Annotated in this window: 17 protein-coding genes; 11 read left to right on the top strand and 6 right to left on the bottom strand. The window is 63.6% G+C overall.

Annotation, left to right across the window (positions count from 1 at the left end; all coding sequences use genetic code 11):
- The 7 genes from L0962_RS12365 to moaA all read left to right on the top strand — a co-directional run bounded on the left by L0962_RS12365 (position 1) and on the right by moaA (position 5,784).
- Positions 1 to 915 (top strand): hypothetical protein, encoded by a 915-nt coding sequence (locus L0962_RS12365; RefSeq protein WP_234086746.1) that lies wholly within the window; start codon positions 1 to 3, stop codon positions 913 to 915.
- A complete protein-coding gene (locus tag L0962_RS12360) occupies positions 912 to 2,468 on the top strand; it encodes an SPRY domain-containing protein (protein ID WP_234086745.1) in 1,557 nt (518 codons plus the stop codon). The genes L0962_RS12365 and L0962_RS12360 overlap by 4 nt, the downstream gene beginning before the upstream one ends.
- Positions 2,468 to 3,097: a DUF4376 domain-containing protein gene (locus L0962_RS12355; RefSeq protein WP_234086744.1), complete on the top strand. Its 630-nt coding sequence runs from the start codon at positions 2,468 to 2,470 to the stop codon at positions 3,095 to 3,097. Before L0962_RS12360 ends, L0962_RS12355 begins: the two co-directional genes overlap by 1 nt.
- Positions 3,098 to 3,187: 90 nt before the next feature.
- A complete protein-coding gene (locus L0962_RS18325; RefSeq protein WP_367398028.1) occupies positions 3,188 to 3,484 on the top strand; it encodes a Com family DNA-binding transcriptional regulator in 297 nt (98 codons plus the stop codon).
- On the top strand, positions 3,384 to 4,199 hold the full coding sequence (locus tag L0962_RS12350; protein WP_234086743.1) for a DNA adenine methylase: 816 nt from the start codon (positions 3,384 to 3,386) through the stop codon (positions 4,197 to 4,199). The genes L0962_RS18325 and L0962_RS12350 overlap by 101 nt, the downstream gene beginning before the upstream one ends.
- 56 nt (positions 4,200 to 4,255) lie before the next feature.
- Entirely contained in the window at positions 4,256 to 4,483 is a 228-nt protein-coding gene (locus L0962_RS12345; protein ID WP_234086742.1) for a hypothetical protein, read from the top strand.
- Positions 4,484 to 4,713: 230 nt separating this feature from the next.
- The gene (gene moaA, locus L0962_RS12340) at positions 4,714 to 5,784 is read left to right on the top strand and encodes a GTP 3',8-cyclase MoaA (protein ID WP_234086741.1); all 1,071 of its coding nucleotides are present in this window, start codon (positions 4,714 to 4,716) and stop codon (positions 5,782 to 5,784) included.
- 43 nt (positions 5,785 to 5,827) lie between these two features.
- On the opposite strand, the gene L0962_RS12335 is transcribed toward moaA, so the two are convergent.
- Positions 5,828 to 5,986 (bottom strand): hypothetical protein, encoded by a 159-nt coding sequence (locus tag L0962_RS12335; protein ID WP_234086740.1) that lies wholly within the window; start codon positions 5,984 to 5,986, stop codon positions 5,828 to 5,830.
- 10 nt (positions 5,987 to 5,996) lie between these two features.
- On the bottom strand, positions 5,997 to 7,838 hold the full coding sequence (gene typA, locus L0962_RS12330) for a translational GTPase TypA (RefSeq protein WP_234086739.1): 1,842 nt from the start codon (positions 7,836 to 7,838) through the stop codon (positions 5,997 to 5,999).
- A 171-nt stretch (positions 7,839 to 8,009) separates the two neighbouring features.
- Between typA and L0962_RS12325 the strand changes: the two genes are divergently transcribed.
- A complete protein-coding gene (locus tag L0962_RS12325) occupies positions 8,010 to 8,960 on the top strand; it encodes a PHB depolymerase family esterase (protein WP_234086738.1) in 951 nt (316 codons plus the stop codon).
- A gap of 3 nt (positions 8,961 to 8,963) precedes the next feature.
- Here the strand turns inward: L0962_RS12325 and L0962_RS12320 are convergent, their stop codons facing one another.
- Both L0962_RS12320 and L0962_RS12315 read right to left on the bottom strand, forming a co-directional pair.
- Entirely contained in the window at positions 8,964 to 9,356 is a 393-nt protein-coding gene (locus L0962_RS12320) for a group II truncated hemoglobin (protein ID WP_234086737.1), read from the bottom strand.
- 18 nt (positions 9,357 to 9,374) lie between these two features.
- Positions 9,375 to 11,630, bottom strand: a complete 2,256-nt coding sequence (locus L0962_RS12315) for a YgiQ family radical SAM protein (protein WP_367398027.1) — start codon at positions 11,628 to 11,630, stop codon at positions 9,375 to 9,377.
- Positions 11,631 to 11,709: 79 nt separating this feature from the next.
- Here L0962_RS12315 and L0962_RS12310 point away from each other — a divergent pair, with 79 nt between their 5' ends.
- From L0962_RS12310 to L0962_RS12300, 3 genes are read left to right on the top strand one after another with little or no spacing between them, the layout of a single operon-like run.
- Positions 11,710 to 12,057 carry an STAS domain-containing protein gene (locus L0962_RS12310; protein ID WP_234086736.1) on the top strand — a complete coding sequence of 116 codons (348 nt, stop codon included), beginning with the start codon at positions 11,710 to 11,712 and terminating at the stop codon, positions 12,055 to 12,057.
- Positions 12,054 to 13,016, top strand: coding sequence for an MBL fold metallo-hydrolase (locus L0962_RS12305; protein ID WP_234086735.1), 963 nt, complete (start codon positions 12,054 to 12,056; stop codon positions 13,014 to 13,016). Before L0962_RS12310 ends, L0962_RS12305 begins: the two co-directional genes overlap by 4 nt.
- Positions 13,013 to 15,145 (top strand): CHASE2 domain-containing protein, encoded by a 2,133-nt coding sequence (locus L0962_RS12300; RefSeq protein WP_234086734.1) that lies wholly within the window; start codon positions 13,013 to 13,015, stop codon positions 15,143 to 15,145. The genes L0962_RS12305 and L0962_RS12300 overlap by 4 nt, the downstream gene beginning before the upstream one ends.
- Before the next feature lie 19 nt (positions 15,146 to 15,164).
- On the opposite strand, the gene L0962_RS12295 is transcribed toward L0962_RS12300, so the two are convergent.
- Complete coding sequence (locus L0962_RS12295; RefSeq protein ID WP_234086733.1) at positions 15,165 to 15,749, bottom strand: OmpA family protein; 585 nt, start codon at positions 15,747 to 15,749, stop codon at positions 15,165 to 15,167.
- The gene (locus L0962_RS12290) at positions 15,742 to 16,197 is read right to left on the bottom strand and encodes a FecR domain-containing protein (protein ID WP_234086732.1); all 456 of its coding nucleotides are present in this window, start codon (positions 16,195 to 16,197) and stop codon (positions 15,742 to 15,744) included. Before L0962_RS12290 ends, L0962_RS12295 begins: the two co-directional genes overlap by 8 nt.
- Between the last annotated feature and the right edge of the window lie 20 nt (positions 16,198 to 16,217).

Here is a 16,217-nt window from a genome sequence, read left to right as displayed (position 1 = left end):
ATGGACCGCATTACCACTTCCACCAAGGCCACCGACCTGTTCGGTGAAGGCAAACACGGCTTCCGTGATGGCAACCGGGCTGCCGCCATTCCTGCAACCGATCTGTCGGCCGCGTTCATGAACGATCTCCAGGAGGAGATTTGTAACGTCATTGAAAGCGCCGGTTACGCGCTCGTTGCCGGCGACCGCACCCAACTGCGGCAGGCCATCGCCAAGATGATCCAGTCCGGTCAGCGCTCCGTGATCATTGGCGGCGCCACCTTCGCCGCCGGGGTGGCCACGGGGGACGTCGTCTATTGGGATGCGGCGGACAACCGCTTCGACAAGGCCATGTCTGACGGCAGCGCCAAACAGAATGCCGTCGGTGTGGCCGATATCGCCAATGCCCAAATCTGCGCCTTCGGCGATGCGGTGCTATTTGCCGGCCTGACGCCGGGCGCGCGTTACTACCTCGACCCTGTAGTCGCTGGCGCCATTACCACCGTCGCACCAGCCAATGGCGTCTATATCGGCATCGCCCGCAACGCCACCGAGATCTTTGTCGACATCGACGGCCTCAATGTCCAGAGCAATCAATCCAACGTTTTTACCAAGGGTCAAAGCGGGGCTGAAGTAGCTTTGCCCACCACCATCGGCACGGTAACCCTTGACCTCAGCCAGGGGAACAACTGGGGCGGCACGCTCACCGGCAACATCATCCTGGCCAACCCGAGCAGCATGCCGGTCGGGCAGTCCGGGGTGATCAGGCTCGTCAATGACGCCACGCCGCGCGCCATCGCCTACGGCAGCTATTGGAAGGCTGCGGCCGGATCTCTGCCGGCACTGACTTCGTCGCCAACAGCAACCGACGACCTCGTCTATTACGTTGAGAGCGCCACGCGCATCGTCGTGGCGGCGCTGGGAGACACGAAATGATTGTTCCTGGTAGCGCCAATCCGCTGCTGATGGCACAGTCGGGTGATCCGCTGGACGAAATTGGGAAAATCGAGCGAAGCTTGCGATTTCGCTCGGCGGCCGGCGCTTACCTGAGCAAGATTTTCTCGGGCGCCGGCGCGACCGTCTGGACGTTAAACAAGTGGCTAAAAAGAGCGAAGATGGGGGCTGGGCAGGGCGTGCTAACCAGGACTGGGATCGCGTCCGGCATCTGGTTCAACGCCGGCGACCAACTGGTGCTCGGCAACAACGGCACCCAAGTGGCCTCGTCTGCTGTTTTCCGCGACCCGGCGGCGCATCTGAATCTGCACGTCACGTCCGATGGCACGATGGTCACGGCGAAGATTAACGGGGTGACGGTTCTCAGTTATGCCGGCATCCTTAATGGCATCAACTCGGCCAACACCCACATCCTTTGCGGGTATATCGCAAACAACGAATACTTTGACGGCTACACATCAAATGCGGCCTTCGTTGATGGGCAGGTCATTCCGGAGACAGCTTTCGTGCGGGTGCATCCGCGCACGGGGCAATTGCGGCCCAAGAAGAAGGCTGAGATCAAAGCAGTGATCGATGCGGGTGGGGTGAACAGCTTCTTTCTGTCGTTTGACGACACCACAAACCCGGCGGCACTCTGTGCCGACGCCTCCAACAAGGGAAATCACTGGACGGCAAGCAACATCAGTTCGACCTCCGGTGCGACCTACGACTCAATGGGTGACACGCCGACAAATAATTTTGCGACGTTAAATCCTCTGAAATCCTTCGGATCCGTTTCGACAAGTAATGGCAACCTCGATGTCTCGATTGTTAACTACTCGGCGATACAGGCGACTCAGGGGGCTAGCGCTGGAAAGTGGTATTGGGAGATCACCGTCAATAGTGCCGCGGCCACGACGATGATCGGCGTCAGCAAGGATGTTTCGCTTGTTTCGGGCACGCCTGCAGCAACGGCAAACGGCTACTACTACACCGGCCAGGGTCATAAATATACAAACGGTGGAGGAATTGCTTACGGCGAAACTTATGCCTCTGGTGATGTGATCGGTGTGGCGCTGGATATGGACGCCGGGATAGTGCGGTTCTATAAAAATGGTCTCGACCAGGGTGTTGCTTTCACTGGCCTTGCTGGCCAGCTCTTCCCGTCGCTAGAGAACGGTAATATCGGTACGACAAAAACGTTTTCTTGTAACTTTGGTCAGCGGCCTTTCGCATACATTCCACCGGACGACTTCAATTCGTTCTGTACCAAGAACCTGCCTATTCTCGGCAGTACGGTCGCCACATCCGGCAGCTTCACCGGAAACGCCAGCACTGCCGGTCCGTTCGTCTCGTGCGGCGGGACACCGGAAACGCTGAAGATCAACGGCAATGCCGTGACGTGGGGTACGCACGCAGACCGTCTGGCGAATGGTTTCAAGCTGCGTACCAGCAGCGCTAGCTATAACTCTAGTGGCACAAACAATTGGACGGCCACGATCCTTTCACCGGAAATCAAATCGACATTCCGCTACCAGAACGCGAAGGCGAATTAATGTTCAAACTCAACGGCAAGAAAATCAGCATCGATCGCGATCTCGTCATCGGCGCCGGCGACGAGGCGATCACTTACCCGGCAGCCAGTCTGCAGAACGCAGAGCTGCGCACCGAGCTTGGCATCGTCGAGGTGCCCGCCCCGGTCCGCCCGGATGATCGCCTGTTCTTGGTGACGGAGAACGAGGACGGCAGCTTCACCACTGCCCCGCGCCCCGTTGATCAGGTCATGGCGCCGGTCTGGGATCAGATCAAAGGCAAGCGCGACGACGTCAAGGTTGGTGGTGTGCTCGTCGCCGGGAAGTGGTTTCACACTGACTCCGACAGCCGTACTCAGTATCTCGGGCTGAAGGACGAGGCTCGGGATGTTCTTGCTGCCGGCGATTCGATGGACAGCCCGTTGATCATCGATGGAGCAGCTGTGGTATGGAAGACGATGGACGGCAGCTTCATCCCGGTCACTGCCCAGCTGGCCTTCGAAATAGTTGCGGCGGCCAAGGTGCTCGACAAGAGAGCCTTCGCCGCGGCCGAGATGCACCGCGCCGCCGCTATCGCTGCCGAGAATCCCTTCGAGTACGACTTCTCGGCGGGCTGGCCGTCCTCGTTCTCCGAAGAGCAACGGAACCCATAAAGATAGACGGTGCGGCCACCCTGAGTGCGGGAACACCCAGGGTAGCCACCTCCCGCAGACCGCGCCTGCGTTTGGCCAAGGCACCGCACCGTGCACACGGCGGGCCGAAGCCTACACGCAATAGGCACCATCTTGGAAGAGATCAGATGCAGCAAATGCAATAAGAAATTGGCAGAGGCGGAATACCGCCGCCTGGCAATTAAGTGTCCCCGCTGCGGGACCATGAACATCCTGAAGGCCGCCGAGCCTCTACACCGCGTCAATAGTGCGCAGAAAGAGAGAATCGGTGACCACGATCCTTCACAACCCAGCCAATCCCATCATCCCGTGGCTCGGCGGCAAGCGCCGCCTGGCCGACCGGCTGATCCCCCTGTTTCCTCCCCATGAGTGCTACGTCGAGCTATTCTGCGGCGGCGCCGCGCTCTACTTCCTCCGGCCGGTGGCGGCTCCCGTCGAGGTGCTGAACGACGTCAACGGCGAGTTGGTCAATCTCTATCGCGTTGTACAGCACCATCTGGAGGAGTTTGTCCGCCAGTTCAAGTGGGCCCTATCTTCGCGGCAGGTGTTCAAGTGGCTCCAGGACAGCCGGCCAGAGACCATGACCGACATCCAGCGGGCGGCACGCTTTTTCTACCTGCAGCACCATGCGTTTGCGGGAAAGGTTTCCGGGCAGACATTCGGCACGGCCACCACGGCCCCCTCGGTCAATCTGCTGCGGATCGAGGAGACGCTCTCGGCAGCGCATCTTCGCCTCGCCTCTGGCACGACCGTCGAGAACCTACCCTGGCATGAGTGCCTGGCCAAGTACGACCGCCCCCATACGTTCTTCTATGCCGACCCGCCTTACTGGGAGACCGAGGGCTACGGCGTTCCCTTCCCCTGGGAGCAGTACGAGCGGTTGGCTGGGGCGATGCGGAACTGCAAGGGGAAGGTGATGCTATCCATCAACGACCACCCAGATATCCGCGCCTGCTTCTGCGGCATGGCCATGCACGAGCTGGATATCAAATACAGCGTGGCCAACAATCAGGGCAAGCCAAAAGAAAGCGGCGAACTGGTCATCACGAACTATGAACCGCAATTGATGGGCGGCCTGTTTTGACCTGAACGTGTGGCGGTTGCTACCATCGTCAGACTTAACCTCTGGGGAGTTTGACGATGAAACTGAGCACCGCATTCGCTGTTTCCCTGGCCTCCGCCTATGGCCTATATGCCCTGGGTAGTTTTGCCCTGTCGATGAGCTTCACAAACAACCTGGAACAGTGCCAGGCTGACGTAGTTCAGGCCGTTAAAACCAAGGCTCAAATCGGGGGGCTTGGGACCGTCAGTAACGCGTGCGCTTCGGCCGAGAGTACGGCCGGCGTTTTGCGGGCGATATTGCGGTAGGTGGCGGTGCCAAAAAGTGCGCGAATTGGTGCCAAAATGGCCGCGCGCTTACAAGCACCTCATGAAACCGTCGATCCCGCATCCGCTTTCCGACAACCCACCACCAAAAATAGGATGATAGCATTTTCCGGAATCCCTGACCACGAGCGGATTTCGAAGATTCATGAAACTTTGCGGAATTTGATCCATCCACTTGTCTGAGACACCCTCAGACCTGATAATCCGCCGCCATGCACAACGAAACCTTGCACCCCGAAAACGCCGACGCCTCGCCAGGCGGCCTGGTTGTTCCCATGGCAAGCGCCCAGGCGCATGCACCGGGAACACTGGTGGACAAGTTCGGCCGTCACGTGACCTACATTCGGCTGTCGGTCACGGATCGCTGCGATTTTCGTTGCACCTACTGCATGTCGGAAGACATGAGCTTCCTGCCACGCCAGGATGTGATGAGCCTGGAAGAATGCCTGCGCGTCGCCAGCGCCTTTGCCAAGCTCGGTGTCAACAAGCTGCGCATCACCGGCGGCGAGCCGCTGGTCCGCAAGGACATCGTCTGGCTGCTCGAACGCCTGGCCGCCCTGCCCGGCATCGACAATCTGGTGATCACCACCAATGGCTCGCAGCTCGACCGATTTGCCGTGCCGCTCAAGACGGCCGGCGTCAAACGCATCAACATCAGCCTGGATACCCTGAAAGCCGACCGGTTCAAGGAAATCACCCGGGTCGGCGAACTGGCGAAAGTGTTGCGTGGCATCGAAGCGGCCACGGCTGCCGGCTTCCGGCGCACCAAACTGAATACCGTGATGATGCGCGGCACCAACGACGATGAATTCGTCGACCTGCTGCGCTTTGCCGTCGCCCGGCAACTGGACATCTCGTTCATCGAAGAAATGCCGCTCGGCGACATTCACGGTCGCAACAGCACCTACATTTCGTCCGAGGAGACTCTGGAGCGGCTGGGGCGTCATTTCACGCTGCGCGCCAGCGATGAAAACAGCGGCGGACCGGCCCGCTACTGGCGCGTTGACGGCAGCGAAACGCGGGTCGGCTTCATCTCGCCGCACAGTCACAATTTCTGCGACACCTGCAACCGCGTACGCATCACTGCCCGCGGCGAACTCTATCCCTGCCTCGGACACAACGATGCCCTGCACTTGCTGCCGCTGATGCGTGCCGGCTGCAGCGACGACGAACTGCGCCAGGCCATCGTGTCGAGCATGGGCATCAAGCCCTACGGGCATGACTTCACGCAACAGATGGACGCACCACAGGTCGTCCGTTTCATGTCGATGACCGGCGGCTGAAAACAGCCTTCTGCTGCGGTCGACCGCAGAAATCAACGAAAAATCAGGGATAGATCCTGCAGAAACCCGGTCCGTAGACCGGGTCACTGATCCAGCCGAGCAGGCTGAAGAACAGGCTGAGCCCGGCGATCCACAGGATGCGCCGGCAGGCCACCGGATGATGGCGCACCCAATCCGCGCAAGGCGGACAGCGCGCGCTCATCCACATCTGCTTACAGGCCGCGCTGGGCGCGCTTGCGCTCGATTTCCGTCAGATAGCGCTTGCGCAGACGGATCGACTTCGGCGTCAGCTCGACCAGTTCGTCCTCGTCGATGAATTCGACGGCGGCTTCCAGGCTGAGCTGGACCGGCGGCACCAGGCGGACGGCTTCGTCGGTGCCGGAGGCGCGGACGTTGGTCAGCTGCTTGCCCTTGATCGGATTGACGACCAGATCGTTCTCGCGGCTGTGGATACCGATGATCATGCCTTCGTACAGCTTCTCGCCCGGGCTGACGAACATGCGGCCGCGATCCTGCAGTTTCCACAGCGCGTAGGCGACGGCTTCCCCGTTGTCCTGGGAGATCAGCACGCCGTTGCGACGCTCGGCGACGGAGCCGTCCTTGACCGGGGCGTATTCGTCGAAGACGTGGCTCATCAGGCCGTTGCCGCGCGTCAGGTTCATGAACTCGCCCTGGAAGCCGATCAGGCCACGGGCCGGGATGCGGTATTCGATACGGACGCGACCGCGACCGTCCGGCACCATGTCGAGCATTTCGCCCTTGCGCAGGCCGAGGGCCTCCATGACGCCGCCCTGGTGTTCTTCCTCGACGTCGACGGTCAGTTGCTCGTAGGGCTCACATTCGACGCCGTCGATGACCTTCTTGACCACGCGCGGACGACCAACGGCCAGCTCGTAGCCTTCGCGGCGCATGTTCTCGAGCAGGATGCCGAGGTGCAGTTCGCCACGGCCGGCCACGTCGAAGACGTCGCCGTTCGGCGTGTCATGCACGCGCAGCGCCATGTTGGTCAGCAGTTCCTTGTGCAGGCGGTCGCGGATCTGGCGGCTGGTGACGAACTTGCCTTCGGTGCCGGCCAGCGGGCTGGTGTTGACCATGAACTGCATGGACAGCGTCGGCTCGTCGATCTTCAGCAGCGGCAGCGATTCCGGCTGGTCCGGGTCGGTCACGGTACAGCCGAGGACCAGATCCTCGATACCGGTGATCTGAACGATGTCACCGGCCAGGCCCTCTTCCATCTCGACCTTGTTCAGGCCCTTGTAGCCGAACACCTGGCCGATCTTGGCCTTGATCGGGGAACGCTCGTGCTCGGCGGCCTCTTCTTCGGTACCGAACATGACCATCACGTTCTGGCCGGTCTTGACGCGGCCGCGGATGATCTTGCCGACGCCGATGCGGCCGACGTAGGAGGAGTAATCGAGGGCGGAAATCTGCAATTGCAGCGGTGCTTCGACATCGGCGTCCGGCGCCGGCACGTGGCGCAGGATGGTGTCGAACAGCGGCTTCATGTTTTCGCGCGGCTGGTCGAGTTCCATCGCCGCCCAGCCGTTCAGGCCGGAGGCGTAGACGATCGGGAAGTCGAGCTGCTCGTCGGTGGCGCCCAGCTTGTCGAACAGGTCGAAAGTCAGATTGACCGCGTTATCGGGATCGGCGCCGTCGCGGTCGACCTTGTTGACCAGCACGATCGGGCGCAGACCGAGAGCCAGCGCCTTCTTGGTCACGAAACGCGTCTGCGGCATCGGGCCTTCGGCGGCATCGACCAGCAGCACCACGCCATCGACCATGCCGAGCACGCGCTCGACTTCACCGCCGAAGTCCGCGTGGCCCGGGGTGTCGACGATGTTGATGTGGATGCCTTCGTATTCGACGGCGGTGTTCTTCGACAGGATGGTGATGCCGCGCTCCTTTTCGATGTCACCGGAGTCCATCACGCAATCGACCACCTGCTGGTGGGCGGCGAAAGTACCGGATTGACGGAGCAGCTGGTCGACCAGCGTGGTCTTGCCATGGTCGACGTGAGCGATGATGGCGATGTTGCGGATGGGGCGTGCGGACATGGATATAGGAATAGTCAGAAAAATCAAGGGCGTGATTGTATCACTCCATGCTGCGTCGCAGCATCGGGCACCCGGCAGGTCGACAAATAATTTTCGTTTTGTCACAAGCTCGATTGGACAGTCGCAACCCGCCTGCCTATGCTTCCGCCAACGCCCCTCGGACTACCGAAAATGCTGCAACGAGCCCTGCTCCTGAGCCTCGCCCTCCTGATCTCCGGCCCGGCAACCGCCGGCTGGCGCGACCGGACAAACAACGACGAAGCGACCGTCATCGACCTTCGCCATAACGGCGAGCAACGCCGCTACGCGCTGTACCTTCCCCCCGGCCTCGATCCCGACAAGCCGGCGGCGCTGGTGCTGGCCTTCCACGGCGGCGGCGGCCACGCCGAATTCATGGCCGACGACGCGCGCTACGGATTGATCGGCAAGGCGCGCGAAGCAGGATTCGTGGTCGCCTTTCCCAACGGTCACAGCCGTTTTCCGCGCGGCCGGCTGGCCACCTGGAATGCCGGCGGCTGCTGTGGCAACGCCCGCGACAGCAACAGCGATGATGTCGGTTTTACGCGCGCCGTGGTCGCCGACATCGGTCGCCGGGTGGCAATCGATCGCCAGCGCATTTTCGCCACCGGCATGTCGAACGGCGGCATGATGGCCTACCGGCTGGCCTGCGAAGCCGCCGACCTGGTCCGCGCGGTGGCTGCCGTCGCCGGCACCGAGGCCGTTGCCGACTGCCGGCCGTCACGACCGGTACCGATCCTGCACATCCACGCCCGCAACGACACGCACGTGCTGTTCGACGGCGGCGCCGGCCCGGAGGCCTTTCGCGATGCGAGCAAGGTCATGGATTTCGTGTCGGTCCCGGAAACCGTCCGCCGCTGGGTCGGCCGCAACGCCTGCCAGACGCAAGCCGAACGCATCCTGGAACGCCCTGGCGCCTGGTGCGAGCGCTACAGCGGTTGTCGCGACGACGCCACGGTCGAGCTTTGCGTGACCAGCGACGGCGGCCATTCCTGGCCCGGGGCCGACAGCGTCCGGCGCGGCAAGGAAGGCGCGTCGCAGGCACTGGACGCCAGCGACACGATCTGGACCTTCTTCAGCCAGGTCGCCGGCGCGCGGCGTTGACGCTCAGCCTTCCTTGTTGCGCATGAAGTCGGCGGTGTTGAAGAAGTTTTCGAGCAACTTGGCGCGAATTCCCGCCTCGATGCCGATATCCTCCATCGCCAGCACCATGCAGGCGACCCACTGGTCGCGTTCCTGGGTACCGATGGCGAACGGCATGTGGCGAGCGCGCAGGCGCGGATGGCCGAATTCCTCGACAAACAGATCCGGGCCGCCCAGCCAGCCGGACAAAAACTTGAACAGCTTGTCGCGCGATCCGGCCAGGCTGGCCGGATGCATTGCACGCAATTCCTTGAACTGCGGGACACTGTCCATCAGCTCGTAGAAACGGTCGGCGAGTTGGCCGACGACGGCTTCGCCGCCGATCCTTTCATAGGTCGTGGGCTGTTTTTCTTCCATGCGGTTCTCCCTGATTTCTTATCGTGATGAAGTCGTTTTCCGCCGACCGCCAGCCGCCGCCGGACGTGCTCCCGGCGTCGCCCGCGCGGTCGGCGGTTTTTTGCGGTTTTCCGCGGTCGACCGCGGGAATCCGGTATTTTTGCCCGAGCCCGCCTTCGCCGCAGCGGCGCCATGCGGCGCACTTGTCCTGAGCCCGGTCCCGGCCGGTTGCCAGGCCGGCACCAGCTGCTTCTTGCCGTTGCCGATCAGGTCGGCGCGCCCCATTTCCTTCAGCGCCTCGCGCAGCAGCGGCCAGTTCTCGGGATCGTGATAACGCAGGAAAGCCTTGTGCAGCTTGCGCTGGCGCGCCCCGCGCACCGCCCCGACGCTTTCCCCGCCCTGTCGGTGCAGCTTCTTCAGCGGGTTCTTCTCGGTGTGGTACATCGTCGTTGCCAGCGCCATCGGCGTCGGCAGGAAGGTCTGCACCTGGTCGAGGCGGAAGTTGTTCTTCTTCAGCCACAAGGCCAGATTGACCATGTCGGTGTCCTGGGTGCCCGGGTGGGCGGCAATGAAGTACGGGATCAGGTACTGCTCCTTGCCGGCCTCGCGGGAGAAACGGTCGAACAGTTGCTTGAAGCGGTCATAGCTACCGATGCCGGGCTTCATCATCTTCGACAGCGGACCTTCCTCGGTATGTTCCGGGGCGATCTTCAGGTAGCCACCGACGTGGTGCTGGACCAGTTCCTTGATGTACTCGGGCGAACGCACCGCCAGGTCGTAGCGCAGGCCGGAGCCGATCAGCACCTTCTTGACGCCTTTCAGGCTGCGCGCCCGCCGGTACAGCGAAATCAGCGGCGCATGGTCGGTGCCGAGGTTGTCGCAGATGTCGGGATAGACGCAGGACAGCCGGCGGCAGGCCGATTCGATCTTCTCGTCCTTGCACTTAAGGTGGTACATGTTGGCTGTCGGCCCACCGAGGTCGGAGACGATGCCGGTGAAGCCCGGCGTCTTGTCGCGCATTTCCTCGATCTCGCGGATCACCGAATCCTCGGAACGGCTCTGGATGATCCGTCCTTCGTGCTCGGTGATCGAGCAGAAGGTACAGCCGCCGAAGCAGCCGCGCATGATGTTGACCGAGAAGCGGATCATTTCCCAGGCCGGGATCTTGGCCTCGCCATAACTGGGATGCGGGCGGCGCGCATACGGCGCCTCGTAAACCTGGTCGAGCTCTTCGGTGGTCAGCGGGATCGGCGGCGGATTCAGCCAGACATCGCGCTCGCCGTGCGCCTGGCGCAGCGCGCGGGCGTTGCCCGGGTTCGATTCGAGGTGGAAGGTGCGCGAGGCATGGGCGTAAAGCACCGGATCATCCTTGACCTGCTCGTAGGCCGGCAGGCGAACGACGGTATGGGCGCGGCGCTCGCGGCGGGCGGCCAGGCGCTCGGCGCGCGAGACGATGCGCACCGGTTGGGCGCCGTCTGCGGTCGACGGCGTCGCACAGGCATTTTTGTCGGCGCCCTCGTCCATCGCGTAGGGATCGGCATGCTTGACCAGCTGTCCGGGCGTATCGACCTCGGTCGAATCCATCTCGTCCCAGTCGGCCGACGGCAGCCAGTCGCGCCCGACCATGAAGGCGGTGCCGCGCAGGTCACGAATTTCCGAGATTTTCTCGCCCTTGGCCAGGCGATGCGCCAGTTCGACGATGGCCCGTTCGGCGTTGCCGAAGACCAGCAGGTCGGCCTTCGAATCGGGCAGCACCGAACGGCGCACCTTGTCCGACCAGTAGTCGTAATGGGCGATGCGGCGCAGGCTGGCCTCGATCGAGCCGATCACCACGGCCGAACCGGGAAAGGCCTCGCGGCAGCGCTGGGCATACACGGTGACGGCACGGTCCGGGCGCTTGTTGGCCTCGCCGTTCGGCGTGTAGGCGTCGTCCGAGCGCGGCTTGCGGTCCGAGGTGTAGCGGTTGACCATCGAATCCATGTTGCCGGCGGTGACGCCGAAAAATAGGTTGGGCTTGCCCAGTTTGCGGAAATCGGCCGCCGAATTCCAGTCCGGCTGGCTGATGATGCCGACGCGGAAGCCCTGGGCCTCGAGCAGGCGCCCGATCAGCGCCATGCCGAAGCTCGGGTGATCGATGTAGGCATCGCCGGTGATCAGGATGATGTCGCAGGAATCCCAGCCCAGCTGGTCCATCTCGGTACGCGACATCGGCAGGAAGGGGGCCGGGCCGAAACGCTGCGCCCAGAACTTGCGATAGCCGAACAACGGACGCTCGGAAACTTGATTTTGATGCATACAATATTTTACCCGATGGCTCATGGCCGCATGGCATATACTTCGCCGATTCTGGAAAGCATCTCGAACAGGAACAAGGATGAAGCTTCCCGCTCAACAACGCGACGGCACGATCGTCGTTTCCGTCAGCGGCCGGATTGACCACGCCACGAGCGAAGAGTTCTCGACGGCACTGGCCCCGCTGCTCGATGCCTGCCAACAGGGCACTCCGGCATTGCTGCTCGATTTCTCGTGCGTCGAATACATCAGTTCGGCCGGTCTGCGCGTGCTGATGATGGCGTCCCGCCAGGCCAAGGCCCAGAAGGGCAGTTTCGGCATCGCCAGCCTGACGCCGCTGGTCCAGGAAGTCTTCGCCATCAGCCGCTTCAACCTGATCGTCCCCTGCTACGCCAGCGTCGATGCAGCCTGCAAGGTACTCGGCCAATGAAGCAGATCGTTTTCTGGGGCACCCGCGGCTCGCTGCCCGTCGCACCGACCGGCCGCGAAATCCGCGACAAGATCGTCGCCGCACTGACCGCAGCCAACGGCCGCAGCTTCAAGAACCGCGCCGCGCTCGACGCCTTCGTCGACCAGTTGCCTTTTGCGGTCAACAGCACCTACGGCGGAAATTCCTCCTGCGTCGAGATCGTCGGCAACGGGCCGGAACACCTGATCTGCGACATGGGCAGCGGTGCCCGACCGCTCGGCCAGGCCAAGATCGCCCGCTTCGGCGTGCCCAACCCGCAGACCTACCACATCTTCATTTCCCACCTGCACTGGGATCACCTGATGGGCTTTCCGTTCTTCGCGCCCATGTACATCCCCGGCAACCGGATCATCATCCACGGCTGCCATGCACAGCTGGAAGAAGCGATCCGCCTGCAGATGCGCGCCCCCTGCTTCCCGGTAGATTACTCGCAAGCCGGTGCCAGCATCGAATTCGATCAGATGACGCCGGACAAGCCGCACTTCATCGCCGGCGTCAACGTCACGCCGACCCTGCAACTGCATGCCGGCGACTCCTACGGCTACCGTTTCGACAGCGTGGACAAATCGGTCATCTACTCGACCGATTCAGAACACAAGCTGGACCAGCCCGAGGAAATGCAGCGGACCGTCCGCTTCTTCGCCAAGGCCGATCTGGTCATCTTCGACGCCATGTACTCGCTGGCCGAGGCGGTGTCGGTCAAGGCCGACTGGGGGCACTCCAGCAACATGGTCGCCGTCGAGATCTGCCAGGCGGCCGGCGTCAAGCGCCTGGCTCTGTTCCACCACGAACCGATCCATGACGACAAGCAGCTCAGCCGGCTGCTCGCCGAAACCCGCCGGCTCGAGGAAATCACCCGCGGCGACCAGCCCGCCCTCGACGTCCTGTCTGCCTACGACGGTCTGATCGTCGACCTGTGAGTCCGGCGGTCGGCCCTGCACCCGGCCGGCTGGCCGCCCTGCTCGGCCTCGGCCGCGGCCGGCTGGTTCCCCTGTTGCTGCTGGCACTGGCCGGCCTCACGCTGTTCCACATCGAACGCACGCCGCTGGCCGAACTTCAGGCCGGCCAGTTCGACCGCTATCAGCGGCTGGCGCCGCGCGAACGCCATGACGAACCGGTCATCGTGGTCGGCATCGATAGCCAGAGCCTGGTCGACTACGGCCAATGGCCCTGGCCGCGGGACATCATCGCCCGACTGCTCGCCCGCATCGGCGAAGGCCGTCCGCTCGCCGTCGGCATCGACGCGGTATTTGCCGAACGGGACCAGACGGCGCCCGCCCGCATCGCCCGCCGCCTGCCGGCCGACCAGGCCGCATTGCTGGCCGGCTTGCCCGATCCGGACAAGCAACTGGCCCGGGCGTTGGCAGCAACGCCAACGGTACTGGCGACGGTCGGCCTGTCCCGGGAACTGCCCGGTGCCCGCCTGCCGATTCACCCGTTGCCGCTGTTCCGCCACGATCCGGCACTGGAGCCCCGGCTGCCGCAGTATCCCAGTGCCCTGTCCAGCCTCGACCTGCTGCAACAGGCCGCGGCCGGCGAAGGCCTGATCAACGCCACGCCTGGCCGGCTGTCCGATCACGCCGACCGCGGCGTCGTCCGCCGCGTGCCGACCGTCGCGCTGCTCGGCCAGCGTCCGCTGCTCTCGCTGCCACTGGAAATGGTCCGGCAAGCGCTGGGCGGTGGCGAGGTCGAGGCCGAAGGCGACGCCTACGGCATGCGAGCCATCCGGATCGGCGACTACCGCCTGCCGACCCAGGCCAATGGCGAGGTTTTCCTGCATTACGGCCGGTCGACCGCAAACTACTACCTGTCGGCGCGCGACCTGCTGAACGGCGACCTGTCGCCGGACATATTCGCTGACCGTTTCGTCATCGTCGCGCTGCTCGGCACCGGCCTGCAGGATCGCGTGATCACCCCGCTGGGCGACAATCTGCCGGGCGTCGACGTGCACGTCCAGGTCATCGAAAGTCTGCTCGACCAGCATGCACTGCGTCGCCCGGCCTGGCTGCCGACGCTGGAACTGGCCACGTTGCTGATCGCCGGCCTGCTGCTGATCGGCAGCGTTCCGATATTGCGCCCGCGGCTGGCCGGGCTGACTTTCGTGCTGCTGGCCGGTGCCATTGTCGGCGCCGGCTATCTCGCCTTCCTGGCCGGCAACTGGCTGTTCGACGGCGCCAGCATCGCCTTGCTGCTGGCCCCGCCGTTCATCGCCCTGCTGGCCAACACGCTGATTGCCGCCGACCTTCGCCGCCGGGCGGCGGAGCGGGACCTGCAACGCAGCCGCGAGGAAGCCGCCCGCATCGCCGGCGAACTCGGCGCCGCACGCAGCATCCAGATGGGCATGCTGCCGGACCCGGCCAAGGTGCTGCAGGGCGACCCAAGAATCGATGCAGCCGCCATCCTGGAACCGGCACTGGCCGTCGGCGGCGACTATTACGACTGCTTCCGCATCGACGCCCGACGACTGTGCCTGGCGGTTGCCGACGTGTCCGGCAAGGGATTGCCGGCCAGCCTGTTCATGGCCATCGCCAAGGCCCTGAGCGGCGTGTTGATGCGCCGCCACGGCGAGCTTGGCAAGGCAGCCGGCGACATCGAAATCGAACTGAGCCGGGAAAACCCGAGCAGCCTGTTCGTCACCGCCTTCATCGCCGTGCTCGATCTCGACAGCGGGGAAATGGAATACATCTGCGCCGGCCACGACGCGCCGTTGCTGCTGCGTGCCGGGGAAATCCAGCGGATCGACACGTCGACCGTAGCCGGCCCGCCGCTCTGCGCGCTCGGCGACTATCCTTACGAGACCGGACGGATTGCGCTGCAACCCGGCGACACGCTATGCCTGTTCACCGACGGCGTCAGCGAAGCCAGCGACGGCAATGCGCTGTTCGGCAGCGAACGGCTCGGCGATCTGCTGCGCCAGCTGCCGCCCGGCGATGTCGACCTGCTTTGTTGCGCGCTGCGCGATGCCGTCCGCCGCTTCGAAGCCGGCCTGCCGGCAGCCGACGATCTGACGTTGCTGGTCGCCCGCTGGCAAGGCCGGCCGGCCAACTGAGCGCCGCCGGCCGGAGCGTTCAGCGGACGACGATCTCGACGCGCCGGTTGCGCGGTTCATCCACCTCGTCGCCCGTCGGCACCAGCAACTCGCGCTCGCCGCGCCCCACCACCTCGATCCGGTCGACGGCGATGCCGGTATCGACCAGCAACTGGCGGACCGCCTCGGCCCGCTTCAGCGACAACCGGTCGTTGCCGTCGGCGCCGCCAACGCTGTCGGTATGGCCGATCACCATCGCCTCGGAGGCCGTACGGGCGGCGATGTCCTGACGAACCTTGCCCAGTTCCGCCTGCGACGCATCGGTCAACTGCTCGCCGCCGGGCTGGAAGTACAGCAGATAACTGGCCGGCCGTGCCGGCTGCGCGGCCAGCGCCGCGCCAAAACGGGCTTGCAGATCCTCGACGCTGGAACGGTACTCCGTCACGTTGCCGAACTGACGCACAGTCGCGGCATAAGGCCGGTCGAGCCGGACCTCGCCGCCATCGGCATCGCGGATCACCACGGCACTCGCCCGGCCATCCTGGGTCGGCAGCAGCACAACACGCTCGCTGGCACAACCGGCCAGCAAGCTCATGGCGCACAGCAGCCCGAGGGACTTATTCATCGCTGCCGGCTCCCACGTCGATCACGAATTCGGTCCCGCGCACGCCCAGGGTCGACGTCGGCGTGTGAAAATCGACCGATTCCGGCGAACGCTTGGCGATCTTGCCGGTTGCCACGGCCAGCGTTCCCTTGCGTACGCCGACCGAAATCCGGCCTTCGTTGGTCTTGCTGTCGTAGATGAATTTGTCGATCACCATCGTCGACCGCGGCCCGGCCGACAGTAGCGTGCTGTCGTGCAGGGTGACGCCGACTGCGCCATCGGGCCCCGTGCGCAAGGTATCGGAAACCTCGATCGGCGCCCCGACGGTCGCCGGAAACTTCTGCTTGTCGCGCTCGACGATGACCTGGCCGGACACCGTCTTGACGGTTCCCGCCGGTCCGCCGGCCTGAACCTGCGCGGCAGCGGCCAGCGCAAGCACACAGACACCGATGCGATGTGCTTTAATCATCCCTCGTCTCCCGGAAAATC

The sequence above is a fragment of the Azonexus sp. R2A61 genome (assembly GCF_021401135.1).
In the GTDB taxonomy this organism is placed as follows: domain Bacteria; phylum Pseudomonadota; class Gammaproteobacteria; order Burkholderiales; family Rhodocyclaceae; genus Azonexus.
Note: the sequence above shows the minus strand (reverse complement) of the source record. Positions and strands in the feature narration are given on the sequence as shown.

Coding starts and splice junctions, on each gene's coding strand:
- L0962_RS12365 (WP_234086746.1), top strand. CDS start 1: ATGGACCGCATTACCACTTCCACCAAGGCCACCGACCTGTTCGGTGAA.
- typA (WP_234086739.1), bottom strand. CDS start 7,838: ATGTCCGCACGCCCCATCCGCAACATCGCCATCATCGCTCACGTCGAC.
- L0962_RS12345 (WP_234086742.1), top strand. CDS start 4,256: ATGAAACTGAGCACCGCATTCGCTGTTTCCCTGGCCTCCGCCTATGGC.
- L0962_RS12320 (WP_234086737.1), bottom strand. CDS start 9,356: ATGGAAGAAAAACAGCCCACGACCTATGAAAGGATCGGCGGCGAAGCC.
- L0962_RS12315 (WP_367398027.1), bottom strand. CDS start 11,630: ATGCATCAAAATCAAGTTTCCGAGCGTCCGTTGTTCGGCTATCGCAAG.
- L0962_RS12295 (WP_234086733.1), bottom strand. CDS start 15,749: ATGAATAAGTCCCTCGGGCTGCTGTGCGCCATGAGCTTGCTGGCCGGT.
- L0962_RS12335 (WP_234086740.1), bottom strand. CDS start 5,986: ATGAGCGCGCGCTGTCCGCCTTGCGCGGATTGGGTGCGCCATCATCCG.
- L0962_RS12290 (WP_234086732.1), bottom strand. CDS start 16,197: ATGATTAAAGCACATCGCATCGGTGTCTGTGTGCTTGCGCTGGCCGCT.
- L0962_RS12355 (WP_234086744.1), top strand. CDS start 2,468: ATGTTCAAACTCAACGGCAAGAAAATCAGCATCGATCGCGATCTCGTC.
- L0962_RS12325 (WP_234086738.1), top strand. CDS start 8,010: ATGCTGCAACGAGCCCTGCTCCTGAGCCTCGCCCTCCTGATCTCCGGC.
- L0962_RS12360 (WP_234086745.1), top strand. CDS start 912: ATGATTGTTCCTGGTAGCGCCAATCCGCTGCTGATGGCACAGTCGGGT.
- L0962_RS12305 (WP_234086735.1), top strand. CDS start 12,054: ATGAAGCAGATCGTTTTCTGGGGCACCCGCGGCTCGCTGCCCGTCGCA.
- moaA (WP_234086741.1), top strand. CDS start 4,714: ATGCACAACGAAACCTTGCACCCCGAAAACGCCGACGCCTCGCCAGGC.
- L0962_RS12310 (WP_234086736.1), top strand. CDS start 11,710: ATGAAGCTTCCCGCTCAACAACGCGACGGCACGATCGTCGTTTCCGTC.